Source organism: Umezawaea sp. (assembly GCF_057122925.1).
The window spans coordinates 19,389-40,782 of sequence record NZ_DBNGPQ010000165.1 but is presented as its reverse complement, the minus strand read 5'-3'; the positions used below and the strand labels follow the sequence as shown (position 1 = coordinate 40,782).

2 protein-coding genes and 2 pseudogenes are annotated in these 21,394 nt (G+C 77.1%); all 4 read right to left on the bottom strand.

Annotated elements, in window-relative coordinates:
• Window positions 1-19 precede the first annotated feature (19 nt).
• The 4 genes and pseudogenes from AC156L_RS37000 to AC156L_RS36985 all read right to left on the bottom strand — a co-directional run bounded on the left by AC156L_RS37000 (window position 20) and on the right by AC156L_RS36985 (window position 21,375).
• A complete protein-coding gene (locus AC156L_RS37000; protein WP_414719937.1) occupies window positions 20-1,168 on the bottom strand; it encodes an alpha-hydroxy-acid oxidizing protein in 1,149 nt (382 codons plus the stop codon).
• A 51-nt stretch (window positions 1,169-1,219) separates the two neighbouring features.
• Window positions 1,220-1,921, bottom strand: a pseudogene (locus AC156L_RS36995) (thioesterase II family protein); the annotation flags it as partial.
• Window positions 1,918-8,136: pseudogene (locus tag AC156L_RS36990) on the bottom strand (SDR family NAD(P)-dependent oxidoreductase); the annotation flags it as partial. The pseudogenes AC156L_RS36995 and AC156L_RS36990, both read right to left, overlap by 4 nt.
• A gap of 60 nt (window positions 8,137-8,196) precedes the next feature.
• Window positions 8,197-21,375 carry an SDR family NAD(P)-dependent oxidoreductase gene (locus AC156L_RS36985; RefSeq protein WP_484407697.1) on the bottom strand — a complete coding sequence of 4,393 codons (13,179 nt, stop codon included), beginning with the start codon at window positions 21,373-21,375 and terminating at the stop codon, window positions 8,197-8,199.
• Between the last annotated feature and the right edge of the window lie 19 nt (window positions 21,376-21,394).

Sequence of the window (21,394 nt, the reverse complement as noted above, 5' to 3'; positions counted from 1 at the left end):
TTCCCTCCCGTGTGGACGTTCACCCCCAGGACGGCGGGGCGAGCAGGTCGGCGGTGACGTCGGCGGTGCTCGGGCACCCGGCGAGCGCGAGGGCCAGGTCGAGGTCGGCCAGCAGGCAGCGCAGGACGTGTGCGACACCGGCCTGGCCGTCCAGCGCGAGCCCGTACAGGTACGGCCTGCCGTAGAGGACCGCGTCCGCGCCGAGCGCCAACGCCTTCAGGACGTCGCTCCCGGTGCGGACGCCGGAGTCGACGAGGACCGGCACGTCGTCGCCGACGGCCGCGCGGACGGCGGGCAGCGCGTCCAGCGCGGCGACGGTCCCGTCGAGCTGGCGCCCGCCGTGGTTGGAGACGACCAGCCCGTCCACCGCGCCGAGGTCGAGGGCGCGGCGGGCGTCCTCGGGGTGCAGGACGCCCTTGAGGAGGATCGGCAGCGAGGTGACGGTGCGCAGCCAGGGCAGGTCGTCCCAGTCGAGGGCGGGGTTGGCGAAGACGCGCGCCCAGTGCCCGACCACGGCCGCCCCGTCGTGGTCGGCGGGCAGGCCCGCCCGGAACGCGGGGTCGGAGGTGAAGTTCGCGATCCCGTGGCCGTGCAGGAACGGCAGGTGGCCGTTGTCGAGGTCGGTGGGCCGGTAGCCGAACGTCGGCGCGTCGACCGTGAGGACGATGGCCGTGTAGCCGCTCCGCTCGGCGCGGCGCACCAGGGACGCCGCCACCTCGCGGTCCGACGGCCAGTAGAGCTGGAACCACCTCGGCCCCGCACCGGCCGCGGCCGCCACGTCCTCCAGGCTGTGCGACGAGCCGGTGGACAGGACGAGCGGAACGCCCACCTCCGCGGCGGCCCCGGCCGTGGCCAGCTCACCCTCGGCGTGCACGACGGTCTGGGCCGCGATCGGCGCGAGCAGCACCGGCGCGGGCAGCCGCAGGCCGAACAGCGACACCCCGAGGTCGCGCCGGGCGGCCCCGCGCAGCATCCGGGGCACGAGCTGCCGCCGGGTGAAGGCGCGGCGGTTGGCCCGGCCGGTCTCGCCGGTCCCGGCGTCGCCGAGGACGTAGCCGACCGCGGCTGGCGTCAGGACGGCGCGCGCCCGTTCCTCCAGCGCGGTCAGGTCGGTGGGCAGGGCCGGGGTGCCGCCGGTGGTCCCGGCCAGGTAGATCTCGCGCACCAGGTCGGCCGGGGTCCTCGGGTGCACGCGGCCCGCGAGGAGCCGGGTCACGGCGGGATCGCCGGAGGTGAGGGCGAAGTGGCCGCCGGACAGCACCTCGGTGTCGCAGTCCAGGGCGGTGTGCCCGGCCCAGCCCCGCACCTGCTCCGGGGTGTTCTTCGGGTCGGCGTCGGCGAGCAGCACGGTGATGGGCGCCTTCACCAGCGCGTCGGGCGGGCAGCGGTAGCGCCGCAGAGCCCGGTGGTCGGCGCGCAGGAGCCGGAGGATCTCCGCGACCACGTCCTCCTCCCGCAGCAGCGCTTCCGGCACGCCGCCCAGCCGCCTCAGCTCGGCGACCACGCGCGCGTCGTCCACCGCGTCGAGGTCCTGCTCCTCCCAGTCCTCGCTCGGCGGCCGGGCGGCCGAGACGAACAGCCGGGCGACCGAGCCCCGTTCTTCGAGCAGCCGGGTGGTCTCGAACGCGACGAGCGCCCCCATGCTGTGCCCGAGCAGGGACAGCGGCCGGTCGGTGTAGGGCGCGAGGAGGCGGGCGGCCTCGCCCGCGAGGTCCGCGACGTCCGCGGCGCAGGCCTCGGACCGGCGCTCGCGGCGGCCGGGGTACTGGAACGCGAGGACCTCGACGTCCTCGGGCAGGGCGCGGGCCAGCGCCGTGAAGGCGTCGGCGGAGGCGCCCGCGTGCGGGAAGCACGCGAGCCGGACCGCGGGGTCGCGCCGGGGGTGCGGCGAGCGCACCGGGGAGATGTCGGTCAGGGTCATGGCGTCCCGTCCTCGGGTGCGGGGCCGGTGGGCTCACCGAGGCGGTCGGCCAGGTGTGCCGGGGTCGGCCAGTCGTAGATGAACGTGGCGGGCAGGCGGACGCCGGTCGCGGTGGCGATCCGGTTGCGCAGCTCCACCGCCGCGAGGGAGTCGAGGCCCATCCGGTCGAACAGCTCGCGCGGGTCGACCGCCTGGCCGGACGCGTGGCCAAGGACGACGGCCGTCTCGTGCCGGATGGTGTCCAGGAGCGTCGGGCCCGCGGCCGGGGCGGACGAGGTCGGGGCGGGGGTCCGGACCAGGTCGCGCAGGTGGCCCGGCACGGTGTCCCCCAGACCGTCGAGAACCCACTCGGCGGCGACGGCGGTCGGCGCGTCGCGGCGCACCGCCGCGTCGAGCAGGGCCAGGCCGCGCTCGTCGGACAGCGGGGCCACGCCCGTGCGCGCCATCCGGGCGAGGTCGGTGGCGGCCAGGTCGGACCCCATGCCGTCGGAGCCCTGCCACAGGCCCCAGACCACGGAGATCCCCGGCTGCCCGGTCGAGCGCCGCAGCTCGGCGAGGGCGTCCAGGAACGCGTTGCCCGCGGCGTAGCCCGCCTGCCCGGCCGTGCCCAGGGTCCCGGCGAGCGAGGAGAACAGGACGAACGCCCCGAGGTCGCGGGTGGCCGCGTGCAGGTTGAGGGCCGCGTCCACCTTGGGCCGCAGCACGCGGTCCAGCTTGTCCGGGGTGGTGGACGCGAGCACGCCGTCGTCCAGCACGCCCGCCGCGTGCACGACCCCGCCGATCCGGACGCCGTCGCGGGCCAGGTCGGCCAGCACCGCGTCCAGCTCGGCGCGGTCGGCGGCGTCGCAGGCGAGGGTGCGGACGTCCGCCCCGAGGCCCACCAGGTCGGCGACGGCCCCGGCCGCCGCACCGCCCGGCTCCGGGAGGTGCCTGCCCATCAGCAGCACCTGCCGCACGCCGTGCTCGACGACGAGGTGCCGGGCGACGAGGCGGCCGAGCTGGCCGTGGCCGCCGGTGATCAGCACGGCGCGGGTGGTGTCCCACGCCTCGTCCTCCTGCGGGAGGGTCAGCACGACCTTGCCGATGTGCCGGGCCTCGCCGAGGTGGCGGAACGCGCGCGGCGCCCGCCGGACGTCCCAGACCGACACCGGCGGCGGGGCGAGGACACCCCGGTCGAAGAGGTCCACCAGGGAGGCGAACATCTCCCGCGTCCGGTCGAGACCGGATTCGCGCACGTCGTAGGCGCGGTAGGACACGCCGGGGTGCGCCGCCGCGACCGCGTCGGGGTCGCGGCGCTCGGTCTTGCCCATCTCCAGGAAGTGGCCGCCGCGCGGCAGCAGGCGCAGGGAGGCGTCGATGAACTCCCCGGCCAGGCAGTTGAGCACCACGTCCACGCCCCGGCCGCCGGTGGCCGCGAGGAAGCTCCGCTCGAAGTCGAGCGTGCGGGACGAGGCGATGCGGTCCTCGGTCAGGCCCGCGGCCCTCAGGGCGTCCCACTTCGCCGGGCCCGCCGTGGCGAAGACCTCGGCACCCAGGTGGCGGGCGAGCCGGACGGCGGCCGTGCCGACGCCGCCGGTCCCGGCGTGCACCAGGACCGACTGGCCCGCGCGCAGGCCCGCCAGGGTCACCAGGCCGTGGTACGCCGTCAGGTAGGCCACCGGGACCGCGGCGGCCTGCTCGAACGTCCAGCCGTCCGGCACGCGGGCCAGCAGCCGGTGGTCGGTGAGCGAGACCGGTCCGATGCCCGCGAACAGGCCCATCACCCGGTCGCCGGGCCGGAGTCCGACGACGCCGGGGCCCGTCTCGACGACGACACCCGCCCCCTCTCCGCCCTGGCCGGTGCTGGTGGCGTCCGGGTCGACCGACGGGGGGATCACCCCGAGGGCCAGCAGGACGTCGCGGAAGTTGAGGCCCGCGGCTCGCAGCCGCACCCGGACCTGACCGGGGCCGAGGGGTCCGCCCGCCTCCGGCCACGGGGCCAGCGCCACGTTGTCGAACGTCTGCCTGCCCACGAAGTCCAGGCGCCAGTGCCGCTCCCCCGCGGGCGGGGTCAGCACCGCGTCGGGCTCCACGTCGGTGAGCGTCGGCCGGTGGGCGGTGCCCACGCGCAGCGCGAGCTGCGGCTCCCCCGTCGCGAGGGCCGCGGCGAGGGCGCGGCGGGACGCCGGGTCGCCGTCGGAGTCGAGGAGGACGAACCGGTCGGGGTGCTCGGCCTGGAGCGCGCGCACGAAGCCCCAGGCGGCGCGGTGGGCCAGCCCGGCCGGGTCCTGCTCGCCGTCCACGGCCACGGCGCCGCGGGTGCACACCACCAGTCGCGCGCGGGCGAGCCTGTCGTCGGTGGTGAGCACGTCGGCGCAGGCCAGGACCTCGTGGAGCACCTCGCGCACGGCGGCGGCCGGGTCGTCCACGGTCCTCGGGCAGGACAGGAGGACCCAGTCCGGGGCCTCGCCGCCCGCCAGGCCGTCGACGAGGGCCGCGAGGTCGTGGTGGACGGTCGCGCCCGTGTCGGCGAGGTCGTCGCCGGGCGGGGCGACGAGCGCCCACCGGTCGGTCGCGACCGGCGCGGGAAGGTCGGGCAGCGCGGTCCAGGACGGGAAGAGCAGGCCGTCGGCGCCGGTCCCGTCGGCGCGGGGCAGCAGCGCGAGGGAGCGGATCGAGACCACCGGGTTGCCGTCGACGTCGGCCGCGTCGACCGAGACCGAACGGGCCCCCGCGGGGGCGAGGCGAACGCGCAGGCGGGAGCCCGCGGGAGCCAGGGTCCGCGCGCCGGACCAGGTGTAGGGCAGCAGGGTCTCGGCGGTTCCCAGCGCGGCGGCGTGCAGGGCGGCGTCGAGCAGGGCCGGGTGCACGGGGTAGTCGGTCGGGTGGAGCCTGCCGTCGGACAGCGCCACCTCGGCGAAGACCTCCTCGCCGCGCCGCCACAGGGCGCGGACGGCCCGGAACGCCGGTCCGTACTCCAGGCCCCTGGCGGCCAGGTCGGCGTAGAGGCCGTCGGCGGGCACGGGTTCCGCGTCCGGGGGCGGCCACGCGCGCAGGTCGGCCGGGGGTTCGGCGGGGCCGCGCGCGAGCGTGCCGTGGGCGTACCGGGTCCACCCGCCCGCTTCGCCGTCGTCCCGGCGGGCGTGCACGGCGACGGGCCGCACCCCGGCGGCGTCGGGGGCGGCAACGGAGACCCGCACCTGGAACTCCGCGTCGTCGGGCACCGCGAACGGGGCCTCCAGCACGAGTTCCTCGACGACGTCGCAGCCCGCCCGCTCGGCCGCCCACGCGGCCATCGACAGCAGGGCGGTCCCCGGCACCAGGACCGTCCCGGCGACGCGGTGGTCGGCCAGCCACGGGTGGTCGGCCAGCGACAGCCGGCCGCTCAGCAGCAGGCCGTCCGAGTCGGGCAGTTCGACGAGCGCGCCGAGCAGCGGGTGCTCGGACGGGGTGAGGCCCGCCGCGCGCAGGTCGGCGGTCGGCAGGCCCGACGGCGCGGGCGCGGTCAGCCAGTAGCGCTCGCGCTGGAAGGCGTAGGTCGGCAGCGGGACGCGGTGGGCGCCCCGGTCGGCGAAGACGGCGGCCCAGTCGACCGCCTGTCCGGTGACGTGCAGGTGGGCGACCGCCGCCAGCAGCGTCTCGGGCTCCGGCCGGTTCGGCCGCAGCGACGGGACCGGTGCGCTGGTCGGGATCGCCTCGGCCAGGCACTCGGTGGCCAGCGCCGTGAGGTCGCCGCCGGGACCCAGCTCCTGGAACCGGGTGCAGCCCAGGTCCACCAGGCTGTGCACGGCGTCCTGGAAGCGGGTCGTGCCGCGCGCGTGGCGCACCCAGTAGTCGGGGTCGGCGAGCTGGCCCGGTTCCACCGGCTTGCCGGTCAGGTCGGACACCAGGGTGATCCGCGGTTCGCCGGGGGTGGTGCGCGCGGCCACGTCGCGCAGCTCCGCGAGCACCGGGTCCACCAGCGGGGAGTGGAAGGCGTGGCTGACGCGCAGCCACGTCGCCGTGCCGCCCGCCGCCCGGAACGCCTCCACGACGGCGGTGAGCGCCTCGCGGTCGCCGGAGAGGACGGTCGACTCCGGCGCGTTGACGGCGGCCACGGCGAGTTCGTGCTCGTGGCCCGCCACGAGCGCGGCGGCCTGGACCTCGGTCGCGCGCAGCGCCACCATGGCGCCGCCCTCCGGCAGCCGGGCCATCACCCGACCGCGGGCGGCCACGAGCGCGGCGGCGTCGGTCAGCGTGAGGACACCCGCCACGTGGGCCGCCGCCAGGGCGCCGACCGAGTGGCCGAGGACGGCGTCCGGTCGCACGCCCCACGACTCCAGCAGCCCGAACAGGGCGACCTCGCAGGCGAAGAGGGCGGGCTGGGTCCAGTCGGTGCGGCCGAGCAGGGTGGGGTCGGTCGCGAAGACCACGTCGCGCAGCGGGCGGTCGAGGTGCGGGCGCAGGGCGTCGCACACGGCGTCGAAGGCCTCGGCGTACGCCGGGAACGTCCGGTACAGCTCCTGGCCCGTGCCGGGGCGCTGGGCGCCCTGCCCGGCGAACAACAACGCCGTGCGTCCCTCGCCCGCGATCCCCCTGACCAGCCGCGACGACGTGCCGTCCGCGGCGATGGCGTGCAGCCCGGCCTCGAACTCGGCGCGGTCGGCGGCGAGCAGCACCGCGCGGTGCTTCAGCGCGCCCCTGGTGGTGGCGAGGGAGAAGCCGAGCGAGGGCAGGTCCGCGGTCGGGGCGCCTGCCAGGTGGCCCAGCAGCGCGTCCGCCTGGGCGCGGAGCGCGGGCGCGCTGCTCGCGGAGAGCAGCAGCGGCACGGCGGTCAGCGGCTGCCCGCCCGCCGCCCGCACGGCGGTCTCCACGGCCGGGGCGGCCTCGACGACGAGGTGGGCGTTGGTGCCGCTGATGCCGAACGACGACACCGCCGCGCGCCTCGGGTGCTCGGCCTCGGGCCACGCGATCCGCTCGGTCAGCAGCGCCACCCTCCGGTCGGACCAGTCCACGTAGGGCGTGGGCCGGTCGACGTGCAGGGTCGCGGGCAGGACGCCGCGGCGCAGCGCCTCGACCATCTTGATCACGCCGCCGACCCCCGCGGCGGCTTGCGCGTGACCGATGTTGGACTTCAGCGAGCCCAGCAGGAGGGGGCGCTCCGGCGTGTGCGCCCGCCCGTAGGTGGCGAGCAGCGCCTGCGCCTCGATGGGGTCGCCGAGCTTGGTGCCGGTGCCGTGCGCCTCCACGACGTCGACCTGCGCGGCCGAGACCCCGGCGTCGGCGAGGGCGCGTTCGATGAGCTGTTCCTGGGCGGCGGCGCTGGGCGCGGTCAGGCCGTTGCTGGCGCCGTCCTGGTTGACCGCCGAGCCGCGGATGACCGCCAGGACCTCGTGGCCGTTGCGCACCGCGTCCGAGAGCCGCTCCACGAGCAGCAGCCCGGCGCCCTCGGCCCAGCCGGTGCCGTCGGCGGCCTCGCCGAACGCCTTGCAGCGGCCGTCGGCGGCCAGGCCGCGCTGCCTGCTGAACTCGATGAACGAGGTGGGCGTCGCCATGACCGCCACGCCGCCCGCGAGGGCGAGCGAGCACTCGCCGCGCCGCAGCGACTGGGCGGCCAGGTGCAGGGCGACCAGCGACGACGAGCAGGCCGTGTCGACCGTGACGGCCGGACCGGTCAGGTCGAACGTGTAGGCGAGCCGCCCGGACGCGACGCTGCCCGCGCTGCCCGTGCTCAGGTACCCCTCGTACTCGCGCGGCGCGGGGACGAGCCGGGACGCGTAGTCGTCGTACATGGCGCCGACGAACACGCCCGTCCGGCTGCCCCGGACCGACGTCGGGTCGAGGCCCGCGCGTTCGAACGCCTCCCAGGCGACCTCCAGGAGCAGCCGCTGCTGCGGGTCGATCGCGTGCGCCTCGCGCGGGGAGACGCCGAACAGGTCGGCGTCGAAGTTCGCGGCGTCGTGCAGGAAGCCGCCCTCGCGGGCGTAGGACGTCCCGTGGTTGTCCGGGTCCGGGTCGTAGAGCGCCGACAGGTCCCAGCCGCGGTTGTCCGGGAACGGGCCGACCGCGTCCACCCCGTCGGCGACGAGCCGCCACAGGTCCTCCGGAGACGCGACACCGCCGGGGTAGCGGCAGGCCATGCCGATGATCGCGATCGGCTCGCGGTCCCTCTCCTCGGCCTCGCGGAGCCGCTTGCGGTAGTCCTGCGCGTCGGCGACGGCCTTCTTCAGGTAGGTCCGCAGTTCCTCTTCGTTTGCCACGTGCTCTCAGCTCTCCGCCGTCGTGCTGCTCGTCCGGTTCGGGTGGGGGTGGGACCGCTAGGTGAAGTCGTTGATCAGCGCGAACAGCTCCTCGTCGCTCGCGGAGTCCAGTGGGGCCCCGGTGTCCTGCTCGGCCCGACGGCCCGCCGCCTCCTCGGCGACGTCGAGCAGCGCCCGCAGCTCCGCCGTGATGCGGGCGAACGCGACGGGGTCCTCGGCGGCCGTGCGCACCGCCTCGGTGAGGCCGCCGAGCCGCGCCGTGACCGGTTCGTCGGCCGGGGCGCGCTCGGCCTCGACCAGCTCGCGCAGGTGCCGCACGAGGGCGGCGGGCGTGGGGTGGTCGAAGACCAGGCTCGCGGACAGCCGCAGGCCGGTGCTCCTGGTCAGCAGGTTGCGCAGTTCGACGGACGTGAGCGAGTCGAGGCCCAGGTCCCGGAACGGGCGGTCGGTGCCGACGGCGGTGGGGTCGCTGTGGCCCAGGACGGTGGCCACGTGCCCGCGCACGAGGTCGGTCAGCACCCGGTCGACCTCGCTGTCCGGCAGCGCGGCGAGCCGGGCCGCGCCGGGGGCGGGCGTCGCGCTCGGCCGCGCGGCGGTCCGCGGCGCGAGGCCGGACAGCAGGGGCGGCACGGGGTCGCGCAGGCCGTCGAGGTCCAGGCGGGTCACGGCCAGCACCGGCTCGGTCGCGGACATCGCCGCGTCGAACAGGGCCAGCGCGTCGGCCGTGGCCAGCGGGCGCAGGCCGGTCCTGGCCAGGCGCCGCAGGTCGGTCTCGGCGAGGTGCCCGCTCAGCGCGCTGGCCGTCTCCCACAGGCCCCACGCGAGGGACCGCGCGGGCAGGCCGAGCGCCGCGCGGTGCTCGGCGAGGGCGTCCAGGGAGGTGTTGGCCGCCGCGTACGCCGCCTGCCCGGCGGTGCCGAGCAGGCCCGCGACGGACGAGTAGAGGACGAACGCGGACAGGTCCAGGTCCCTGGTCAGCTCGTGCAGGTGCCAGGCGGCGTCGAGCTTGGCCGTGAGGACCCCGTCGAGGCGTTCCTCGGTCACGTCCGCGAGGACCGCGTCGTCGGCCACGCCCGCGACGTGCACGACCGCGGTCAGCGGGTGTTCGGCGGGCACGGCCGCCAGCACCGCCGCGAGCGCGTCCCGGTCGCCCGCGTCGCAGGCGGCGGTGGTGACGTCCACGCCGAGGGCCGCGAGTTCGCCCACCAGGTCGCGCCCGGCGCCGCGCCGGGAGACGAGGAGGAGCCTGCGCGCCCCGTGCTCGGTCACCAGGTGGCGGACGAGGTGCGTGCCGAGCGCCCCGGTCGCCCCGGTGACCAGGACGGTGCCCCGGTCCCACCGGGCCGTGGCGGGCGCGGGCGGTCCCGCCGCGGCCAGCCGGGGCACCAGTGCCCGGCCGTCGCGCACGGCGAGCTGCGGTTCACCGAGCTCCACCAGTCCCGACGGCACGGTGTCGGAGTCCAGGTCGGCCAGCACGACCCGGCCGGGGTGCTCGGTCTGGGCGGTGCGCACGAGTCCCCACACCGCCGCGGCGGCCGGGTCCGTGACGCCCTCGCCGCCGGTCGCGACGGCGCCGCGCGTGGCGACGACGAGCGTCGAGCGGGCGAACCGCTCGTCGGCCAGCCACGTCCGCAGGGCGCGCAGGGTCCGGCCCAGCACCGCGCGGGCCGCCGAGGGGACGTCCGGTCCGGTGGAGCGGGCCTGGAGGACCGCGGTCTCGGGAACGGGGTCCACCGCGGCGAGGAACTCCGCCGGGTCCCCGGTGATCACCGGAGTCCCCCCCGCCGCGCGGAGGGTGGCGGGCAGCGGGGTCCACGCGACCCGGTGCAGCCCGCCCGACCGCACGGCACCGCGCTCGAACGGGCGCAGGAGCAGGGATTCCACGGTGGCGACCGGCGCACCGGTTCCGTCGGCGACCGTGATCGACGTCAGCTCCCCGGTCGTCCGGAGCCGGACGCGGAGCGAGGACGCGCCAGCGGGGTGCAGGCCCACCCCGCGCCACGTGAACGGCACGCGCGGCGCGTCGGCGTCGAGCAGCAGCGGGTGCAGCGCGGCGTCCAGCAGGGCGGGGTGCAGCGCGTAGCGGCGGGCCTCCGACCGCGCGGGCTCGGGCAGGTCGACCTCGGCGAACAGCTCGCCGTCCCCGCGCCACACCCGGCGCAGCCCCCGGAAGGCGGGACCGTAGTCGAAGCCGGGCAGGGTGCCGTAGAAGTCGTCCACGGCCACCTCGGCGGCGGCGGGCGGCCACGGGGCCAGGCCCTCGCCGTCATCGGCGGCGGGGGTCAGCACGCCCTCGGCGTGCGCCGTCCACGGCCCGCCGTCGGACCGGGCGCGCAGGGTGAAGCCGCGGTCCCCCGCCTGGCCCGCCTCGCCGACGGTGAGCTGGAGCTGGAGCGCGTCCGACGACAGGACCAGCGGCGCCGACAGCGTCAGCTCCCCGATCCGCGGCACCCCGAGGTGCTCGCCCGCGCTCACGGCCATCTCCACGACGGCGCTCGCCGGGACCAGGGGGACGCCCGCCACCACGTGGTCGGCCAGCCACGGGTGCGTGCCCGTGGCGAGCCGACCCGTGAACACGTGGACGTCCCGGTCGGCCAGGCCCACCACCGCGCCCAGCACGGGGTGCCCCGTGCCGGTCAGGCCGAGACCGCTCGCGTCGACCGGCCCGCCCGCGGCCGAGAGCCAGTACCGCTCGCGCTGGAACGCGTAGGTGGGCAGGTCGACCCGGCGCGCGCCGGGGAACACGGCCCGCCAGTCCGGTGCGGCGCCGCGCAGCCGCAGCAGGGCCACGGCCCGTGCGACGGACTCGGCCTCGTCGCGGCGGCGGCGCAGCGTCGGGACCAGTTCCCCGGTCGGCTCGGCCAGGCAGGTCCGCGCCAGCGCGGTCAGGACGGCGTCCGGGCCGAGTTCCACGAAGTCCGTGACGCCCTCCCGCTCCAGGCAGCGCACGCCGTCGGCGAAGCGCACGGCCTCGCGGACGTGGCGCACCCAGTACTCGGGCGAGATCACCTGCTCCTCGTCGGCGAGGTCGCCGGTCAGGTTGGACACGACCGGGACGCGCGGGGGGTGGAAGGTCAGGGTGCGCACGACGGCGCGGAACTCGTCGAGCACCCCGTCCATGTGGGCCGAGTGGAAGGCGTGCGACACGGGCAGCCGGGTGGTGCGGACGCCGTCGGCCCGCCACCGGGCCGCGACCTCGTCGGCCGCCTCGGCGTCACCGGAGACCACCACGGCCCTCGGGCCGTTGACGGCCGCGACGCCGAGCCGGTCGCCGTACGGCGCGAGCGTGGCGCGCACGTCGTCCTCACCGGCCTCGATGGCGATCATCGCGCCGCCGCGGCGGGCCGCCTGCATCAGCCTGCCGCGCTCGGCGACCAGGACGCAGGCGTCGGGCAGGTCGAGCACGCCGGCCGCGCACGCCGCCGAGACCTCGCCGACGGAGTGGCCGAGCACGTAGTCGGGTGCGGCCCCCCAGTGCCGCAGCAGCCGGTGCAGCGCCGTCTCCACGGCGAACAGCGCGGCCTGGGTGAACACCGTGTCGTCCAGGAGCTTCGCCTCGGGCGAGTCGGCCTCGGCGAACAGCACCTCCTTGAGCGGACGGGGCAGGAGCGGGTCCAGGTGGCCGCACACCTCGTCGAGCGCCGCCGCGAACACCGGGTGCGCCGCGTGCAGGCCCGCGCCCATGCCGGGCCGCTGGCTGCCCTGGCCGGTGAACAGGAACGCCGTCTTCCCCGGCGCCGCGGCCCGGTGGCCGAGCACGACCCCCGGTGCCGCTGAGCCCGCGGCGATGGCGGACAGACCGCGCAGCAGGGTGTCCCGGTCCGCGCCGACCACCGCGGCACCGCGGTCGAGCAGCGCGCGGCCGGTGGCGAGCGAGTAGCCGACGTCGGCTGCCGACAGCTCGGGGTGGTCCTCGACGTGCCGGGCGAGCCGAGCGGCCTGCTCGCGCACCGCCTGGTCGGTCCGGCCGGTCACGATCCACGGCACGACGCCGCCGCTCGGGGGCGACGGCGGTTCGGCGTCCGGGACCTGTTCGAGGATGACGTGCGCGTTGGTGCCGCTGATCCCGAACGACGAGACGCCCGCGCGCCTCGGCCTGCCCTGGTCCGGCCAGTCGCGCCGCCGCGTCAGCAGGGACAGTCCGCTGGTGTCCCAGTCGACGTGGGGCGAGGGCACGTCGGCGTGCAGCGAGCGCGGCAGCACGCCCGCCCGCAGCGCGCCGATCATCTTGATCACGCCGCCGACGCCCGCCGCGGCCTGGGCGTGACCGATGTTGGACTTGAGCGACCCGACGAACAGCCGGTCGGCCTCGCCCCGGCCCGCGCCGTAGACCGCCGCCAGCGCCCCGGCCTCGATCGGGTCGCCCAGCACGGTCCCGGTGCCGTGCGCCTCCACGGCGTCGACGTCCGCGGGGGTCAGCCCCGAGTCGGCCAGCGCGGACCGGATCACCGCCTCCTGCGACGGGCCGTGCGGCGCCGTCAGGCCGTTGGACGCGCCGTCCTGGTTCACCGCGCTGCCCCGCACCACGGCCAGCACCCGGTGCCCGTGCCGCCGGGCGTCCGAGAGCCGTTCCACCAGCAGCAGGCCCACGCCCTCGGACCACCCGGTGCCGTCCGCGCCGGCGCCGAACGACTTGCACCGCCCGTCCGCCGCCAGCCCGCGCTGCCGGGAGAACTCGACGAAGGTGTGCGGGCTGCTCATCACGGTGACCCCGCCCGCGAACGCGAGGTCGCACTCACCGGAGCGCAGCGAGCGCACGGCCAGGTGCAGCGCCACCAGCGACGACGAGCACGCCGTGTCGACCGTCAGCGCGGGACCCCGCAGCCCGTAGGTGTAGGACAACCGTCCGGAGAGGACGCTGGAGAGGTTGCCCGCCAGCAGGAACCCCTCGAACTCCTCGGGGGTGTCGGCGAGCCGGGACGCGTAGTCGTCGTACATGGCGCCGGTGAACACGCCGGTGTTGCTGCCCCGCACCGATTCCGGGTCGATGCCCGCGCTCTCGAAGGTCTCCCAGGCGGTCTCCAGCAGCAGGCGCTGCTGCGGGTCGGTCGCGGTCGCCTCGCGCGGGGACAGGCCGAAGAACTCGCGGTCGAACAGGTCCGCGTCGTGCAGGAAGCCGCCGTCGCGCGTGGTCGAGGTGCCGGTCCGCTCCGGGTCCGGGTCGTACAGGTCCTCGGCCCAGCCCCGGTTCGTCGGGAACCCGCCGACGGCGTCAACGCCGTCGGCGACCAGGCGCCACAGGTCCCGCGGCGACGAGACCCCGCCGGGGAAGCGGCACGCCATGCCCACGATCGCGATCGGCTCGTCGGCGCCGACCCGCGCCGCGCGCCGCGCCGTCGGCTTCGCGCCCGCCACCTCGGCCAGCAGGTGCGCGGCGAGCCGGTCGGGCGTGGGGTGGTCGAAGGTCACCGAGGCGGTGAGCCGCAGGCCGGTGGCCGTGCCGAGCCGGGAGCGCAGGTCCATGCCCGCCAGCGAGTCGAAGCCGAGGTCGTTGAACGTGCGCCGCGCGTCCACGGGTCCCTCGTGGCCGAGCACCGCGGCGGCCTCGGCGCGGACCAGGTCCAGGACGGCGGCGGCCCGCTTCGCCTCGGGCAGCGCGGCGACGCGGCCCGCCCAGTCCGAGGTGGGCCGGGGGCGGGCGGCCGGTCGGGGACGGGCCCGGAGGAGGGGGCTCGACGGCTCCAGCGCCGCGGGCACCACCAGGGGGTCGCCCGCCGCGAGGGCCGCGTCGAACAGCGCGAGGCCGCGGGCGGCCGTCAGCGGCCGGACGCCGGTCCGCCGCCACCGGGCCAGGTCGGCGTCGGTCAGCCCGCTCCCCATGCCCTCGTCCCACAGGCCCCACGCCAGCGAGGTGCCCGCCAGGCCGCGGGACGCGCGGTGGTGGGCGAGGGCGTCCAGCACCGCGTTCGCGGCGGCGTAGTTGGCCTGGCCCGCGGTGCCGATGATGCCGGAGACGGAGGAGAACAGCACGAACGCCGCGAGGTCCGTCCCCTCGGTCAGCTCGTGCAGCACGCGCGCGGCGTCGGCCTTGGGCCGCAGCACCTCCGCCAGGCGGGCCGGGGTCAGGTTCTCCACGGTCGCGTCCGCCAGGACGCCCGCGGCGTGCACCACGGCCGTCAGCGGGGGCCCGACGACGGCGAGCACCGCGGCCAGCGCGTCGCGGTCCGCGACGTCGGCGGCGGCGATCGTGACCTCGGCGCCCAGCGCGGTCAGGTCGGCGGCGAGGGCGTCCGCGTCCGGCGCGTCCGGGCCGCGGCGGCTGACGAGCAGCAGGTGCCGCACGCCGTGCTCGGTCACCAGGTGCCGGGCGACGAGGGCTCCGAGACCACCGGTGCCGCCGGTGACCAGCACCGTGCCCCCCTGGTCGAGGCGGCGGGCCGTCGTGGTGGTCGACCGGCGCCTGGCGAGCCGGGGGACGTGGAACTCCCCCGCGCGCACGGCCACCAGCGGCTCGCCCGTGGCCACGACGGAGGGCAGGAGGTCGGTCGCCGCGTCCGCGTCGAGGTCGGCCAGCAGCACCCGGCCGGGGTGCTCGGACTGGACGGTGCGCACGAGGCCCCAGACCCCGGCGGTGTCGAGGTCCACGTCGTCGGTCGGGCGCACCGCGACGGCGTTCCGCGTGACCACGAGCAGCCGGGCGTCGGCCGGGCGGTCGGTGGCCAGCCACTCCTGGACGGTGCGCAGGACACCGGGGAGGGTGTCGCCCGGCACGACGTCGACTGTCGGGGACGGGTCCGCGACCGGGATCGGGACGACCGGCCAGTCCACGGTGAACAGCGCGTCCGTGGCGGGCGCCGCGAGCCGCCGCCTGGCCACCGGGCGCAGGGTCAGCGACCCGACCGTCGCCACGGGGGTTCCGTCGGGTTCGGTCAGCACGAGGGCGGTGGTGCCGTCGTCGTTCGGCGTGGCGCGGACCAGGAGCTCGGTGGCACCGCTGGGGTGCAGGGTGACGTCGCGCCAGCTGAACGGCAGGAGGATCTCGTCGTCGGCACCCGCGGCGTCCAGGACGAGCGCGTGCAGCGCGGCGTCCAGCAGCGCCGGGTGCACCCGGTACCGTTCGCCACCCCTCGGCGGCTCGGGCAGCCGGATCTCGGCGAACGTCGACGTGCCCGCCCGCCGGACGGCGTGCAGCCCCCGGAAGGCGGGTCCGTAGCGGTAGCCGAGGTCGGCGAGGCGCTCGTAGGCGTCGGCGACGGGCACGGCCGTCGCGTCCTCCGGCGGCCACGCGGTCGGCTCGTCACCCGGTTCGGCGGCGGGGGCGAGGACACCGGCGGCGTGGCGGGTCCACGGGGCCCCCTCCGGCCGGGCGTGGACGGTGAAGGCGCGGTGGCCCTCGGCGTCCGGGGCGGCCACCTGGAGCTGGAGCGCGGTGTCCCCCAGCGGTTCCAGGGGTACCTCCAGCGTCAGCTCGTCCACCCTCGGGACGCCGAGCCGCTCGCCCGCGGCCACGGCCAGTTCGAGGAACACCGTGGCGGGCACGAGGACGCGGTCGGTGATCACGTGGTCGGCCAGCCACGACCGGGCCGACGGCGTGACCCGGCCGGTGAACAGGGTGTCCCGCTGGTCGGCCCGGTCCACCTCGCCCGCCAGCAGCGGGTGGTCGGCGGGCACGAGCCCCAGGGAGCGGGCGTCGGCCCGCGCCGCGGGGGCCTGCCAGAAGTGCCGCCGCTGGAAGGCGTACGTGGGCAGCGGAGCGGGGGTCGCGCCGGGGAAGAACGAGCCCGCGTCCAGCGGGGCGCCGTTGACGTAGGCCTCGGCGAGGCCCGCGCCGAGGGTCGCGACCTCGTCGCGGCCCGCCCGCAGCAGCGGCACGACCGTGGCGGTGTCCGGCAGGACGGCCGCCGCCAGCGGGGTCAGGACGGCGTCGGGGCCGACCTCCAGGAACACCGTGGCGCCCAGCGCGGCCAGCGCGCGGGTCGCGTCGGCGAACAGGACGGTGTCGCGGACCTGCCGCACCCAGTGGTCGGGCGAGGCCAACTGCTCGGCCGTGGCCCGCTCGCCCGTGACGGTCGAGACGACCGGGATCCGGGGCGCGTGGAGGTCGACGTCCGCCGCGACCGCCCGGAAGTCGTCCAGGACCGCGTCCATGTGCGGGGAGTGGAAGGCGTGGCTCACGGTCAGGCGGCGCACCCGGCGGCCCGCCGCGCGCCACCGGGCGGCGACGCGCTCGGCCTCGGCCGCGTCGCCGGACACGACCACCGAGCGGGGACCGTTGACGGCGGCGAGCGAGACCAGGTCAGACAGCGACTCCCGCACCTCGTCCGGCTCGGCCTCGATCGCGATCATCGCGCCGCCGGGGGGCGCCGACATCATCAACCGGCCCCGTGCCGCGACGAGCCGCGCGGCGTCGGGCAGCGAGAGCACGCCCGCCGCGTGGGCCGCGCCGATCTCGCCGATCGAGTGCCCGGCCACCAGACCGGGGACGGTGCCGTGGTGCGCGAGGAGCCGGACGAGCGCCGTCTCCAGGGCGAACAGGGCGGGCTGGGTGTAGGAGGTGAGGTGCAGCGGGCCGCTGTCGTCCGCCGCGAACACGACGTCGCGCAGCGGCTCGTCCAACAGGCCGTCGAAGGCGGCGCAGACCTCGTCGAAGGCCGCGGCGAACACGGGGTGGGCGGCGTGGAGACCGCGACCCATGCCCGCGCGCTGGGCGCCCTGCCCGGTGAACAGGAACGCGGTGCGCCCGGCGTCGACCGCCGAGCCGCGGTGCAGGTTCGGCGCCGCGGTGCCCGCCGCGAGCGCGTCCAGGCCCGCGCGGAGGTCACCGCCGAGGACCACCGCGCGGTGCTCGAAGACCGAACGAGCGGTGGCCAGGGCGATCCCGACGCCCGCGGTGTCCACTCCGGACTCGTCGAGGTGGACGCGCAGCCGGGAGGCCTGCGCCCGCAGCGCGGCCTCGCCGCGCGCGCTCAGCACCCACGGCGCCGCCACCCCCGGACCGCCGTCGGCCGCGGCCTCGGCGGGCTCGGACTCCGGGGCCTGTTCGAGGATCAGGTGCGCGTTGGTGCCGCTGATCCCGAACGAGGAGATCCCCGCGCGGCGCGGCCGTCCCGACTCGGGCCAGTCCTGCTGCTTCGACAGCAGGACGAGACCGTTGGTGTCCCAGTCGACGTGCGGTGTCGGCACGTCGGCGTGCAGGGAGCGCGGCAGCACTCCCGTCCGGACGGCGCCGACCATCTTGATCACGCCGCCGATGCCCGCCGCCGCCTGGGCGTGGCCGATGTTGGACTTGAGCGACCCGACGAACAGCCTGCGCCCGTCGGACCGGCTCCCGCCGTAGACCGCCGCCAGCGCCTCGGCCTCGATCGGGTCCCCGAGCACGGTCCCGGTGCCGTGCGCCTCCACGGCGTCCACGTCCGAGGCGGCCAGTCCCGCGTCGGCCAGCGCGGACCGGATCACCGCCTCCTGCGACGGGCCGTGCGGCGCGGTGAGGCCGTTGGACGCGCCGTCCTGGTTCACCGCGCTGCCCCGCACCACGGCCAGCACGGGGTGGCCCAGCCGCGTGGCGTCCGACAGCCGCTCGACCAGGACCAGGCCCACGCCCTCGGACCAGCCCGTGCCGTCCGCGCCCGCGCCGAACGACTTGCACCGCCCGTCGACCGCCAGTCCGCGCTGCCGCGAGAACTCCACGAACATGCCGGGCGTGGCCATCACCGTGGCACCGCCCGCGAGCGCGAGGTCGCTCTCGCCCGAGCGCAGCGAGCGCACGGCCAGGTGCAGCGCCACCAGCGACGACGAGCACGCCGTGTCGACCGTCAGCGCGGGCCCGGTCAGCCCGAGCTGGTAGGCGATGCGCCCGGACGCGACGCTGGTGGTCGTCCCGGTCAGCACGTGCCCGTGGGTCGACTCGGGAGCCTCGGCCATCCTCGGCCCGTACTCCAGGGCCGTGGCGCCGACGAAGACGCCGGTGGCGCTGCCCCGCAACGACTTCGGGTCGACGCCCGCCCGTTCGACGGCCTCCCACGCGGTCTCCAGGAGCAGCCGCTGCTGCGGGTCCATCGCCTCGGCCTCGCGCGGCGAGATCCCGAAGAACTCCGCGTCGAACTCGCCCGCGTCGTGCAGGAAACCGCCGTGCCGCACGGTGCTGCGCCCCGGCAGGCCGGGCTCGGGGTCGTACAGGTCGGTGTCCCAGCCGCGGTTGGCCGGGAACTCGCCGACCGCGTCCACGCCGTCGGCGACCAGGCGCCACAGGTCCTCCGGCGACGAGACCCCGCCGGGGAAGCGGCACGCCATGCCCACGATCGCGATCGGCTCGTCGGCGCCGACCCGCGCCGCGGTCGAGGTGTTCGCCGCGACCGCACCGTCCTCCTCGGACCGGAGGAACGCGGTCAGCGCCGCGGGCGTCGGGTGGGAGTACAGGAGCCCGCTCGGCAGCGCCAGACCGGTGGCGTGCGCGAGGGCGGTGCGCAGCTCGGTGGCCATCAGCGAGGTGAAACCCAGGTCGGTGAACGCGGTGTGCGCCGGCACCCGCTCGCCCGGTGCGCTGCCGAGCACGGCGGCGACGTGCCTGCTCACCAGCTCCTCGACGTCCGCGGCCGGTTCGACGGGCCTCGGCTCGCCCGCGGGGCCCGGCAGGGCCGGGGTGATCCGCTCGCGGTCGTCGAACCAGTGGTGCGCGCGCTGGAAGGCGTAGGTGGGCAGCTCGACGTCCGCGGCGGCCGGGTCGTCGGCGAGCACCGAGGCCCAGTCGACGCCGTGGCCCCGCACGTGGGCGTGCGCCACCGCCGTGAGGGCCGTGTCGACGTCGGGGCGGTCCGCGCGCAGGACCGGGGTGGCCACGACCGCGCCGGGATCGGGCAGGCACGCCGCCGCGTGCGCCGAGAGGACGCCGTCCGGGCCCAGCTCCAGCAGGGTCGTGACGCCCTCGGCCGCCAGGGTGCGGACCGCGTCCAGGAAGCGCACCGGCCGCCGGACCTGCTCGACCCAGTGGTCGGGTGAGGTGAGGCGGTCGGCGGTGGCGACCTCACCGGTCACCGTGGACACGACCGGGATCGCCGGTGCCGCGAGGGTGAGCGGGGCGACCGCCGCGCGGAACTCGTCGAGCACCGCGTCCACGTGCGGCGAGTGGAAGGCGTGGCTCACGTCGAGCCGCCTGGTCCGGTGCCCGAGCGCGGTGAACGCCGCCGCCACGCGGAGGGCGGCCTCCACGTCCCCGGAGAGCACCACGGAGTCGGGACCGTTGACGGCGGCGACGGCCAGCCGCCCCTCCTCGGAGCGCAGCAGGTCGTGCGCCTGCGCCTCGGTGGCCCGCACCGCCACCATGGCCCCGCCCTCCGGCAGGGCCTGCATGAGCCGGGAGCGGGCCGCCACCAGGCGGGCCGCGTCGGGCAGCGCGAGCACCCCGGCGACGTGGGCGGCACCGATCTCGCCGATCGAGTGCCCGGCGACGAAGTCGGGGCGCAGCCCCCACGATTCGAGCAGCCGGAACAGCGCCACCTCCACGGCGAACAGCGCGGGCTGGGTGAAGCCGGTGCGGTCCAGGTCGGCCCCGCCCTCGGCGATCACGTCCGCGAGCGGCCGGGGCAGCAGCGGGTCCAGTTCCGCGGCGACCTCGTCGAACGCGCGGGCGTAGCGGGGGAAGGCGTCGTAGAGCCCGCTGCCCATGGCGGCGCGCTGCGACCCCTGCCCGGTGAACAGGAAGCCGAGCTTCCCCGGAGCGACCGCGCCCGTCACGACCGAGGCCGACGGCAGCCCGGCGGCCACGGCGTCGAGTCCGCTCAGCAGGCCCTCGCGGTCCGCGGCGGTGACGACCGCGCGGTGGCCGAACACGGCCCGGCGGGTGACCAGGGCGCGGGCGACGGCGGTGGGCGCGTGCTCGGGGTGCCGGGCGGCGAAGTCCCGCAGCCGCGACGCCTGCGCGCGCAGCGCCGCGTCGGTGTGCCCGGACACCACCCACGACAGCGCCGCGCGGTCGTGGCCCTCGACCGGCGCGACCGCGGCCGTCCCCACCGGCGGCGGCTCGGTCACCACGACGTGGCAGTTGGTGCCGCCCATGCCGAACGAGCTGACGCCCGCCACCAGCGGGCGGTCCTCGCGCGGCCACGGGGTCAGCCGCCGCTGCACCTCCAGGCCCAGCCACACCAGGGAGATGCGCGGCGCGGGGGCCTCGAAGTTGAGGCTGGACGGGATCCTGCGGTGGCGGATGCTCAGCAGCACCTTGATCAGCCCGGCGATGCCCGCCGCGCTCTCCAGGTGCCCGATGTTGGTCTTGACCGAGCCGATCCGCAGCCGCGCGTCGGCGGGGCGGCCGGTGCCCAGCGCGGCGCCGAGCGCGGCGGCCTCGATCGGGTCGCCGACAGGGGTCCCTGTCCCGTGCAGCTCGACGTACTGCACCTCGTCGGCGGCGATGCCCGACTTCCCGTAGGCCTCCCGCAGCATCGCCTCCTGGGCGGACGCGCTCGGCACGGTGAGGCCGTCGGTGGCGCCGTCGTTGTTGAGCGCGGTGCCGAGGATGACGCCGTGGACGCGGTCGCCGTCGGCCAGCGCCAGGCTCAGCGGTTTGAGGACGACGACCCCGCCGCCCTCGCCGGGGACGAAGCCGTTGGCGCGGGAGTCGAACGCGTACGTGGTGCCGTCCGGTGACAGCCCGCCGAAGCGCAGCTCGGCCAGCACGTTGCCGGGCAGCAGGTTCAGGTTCACGCCCGCGGCGATGGCGAGGGTCGACTCGCCGCCGCGCAGGCTGGCGCACGCCAGGTGGACCGCGGCCAGCGAGGAGGACTGCGCGGTGTCGACCGCGAGGCTCGGCCCGTGCAGCCCCAGGTGGTAGGAGACGCGGTTGGCGATGATCCCGCGGTTCACGCCGGTCATCGTGTGCTGGGTGACCGCCCGGTCGCCGTGCTGGTGGACCAGGGCCGCGTAGTCGTCGCGCAGCGCGCCGACGAGGACCGCCGTGCGGCTGCCGCGCAGCGACTCCGGGACCACGCCCGCGTCCTCCAGCGCCTCCCAGACCAGTTCGAGCACGAGGCGCTGCTGGGGGTCCATGGCCGCGGCCTCGCGCGGGGAGACGCGGAAGAACGCCGCGTCGAAGTCGCCGACGGCGTCGAGGAAACCGCCTCGCCGGGGGCCGGGAACGCCCTCCCACCGGCCCGGCGGGGCGTCGACGACGGCGCTCGCGCCGTCCTCCAGCAGCCGCCAGAAGGCGGCGGGGCCGTCCGCCCTGGGAAAGCGGCACGCGACGCCGATGACGGCGACGGCCTCCAGCTCGGGCTCCGGGACGCGGTGGGTGTTCTCGGCGGACACGTGACTCCTCACTCGACTT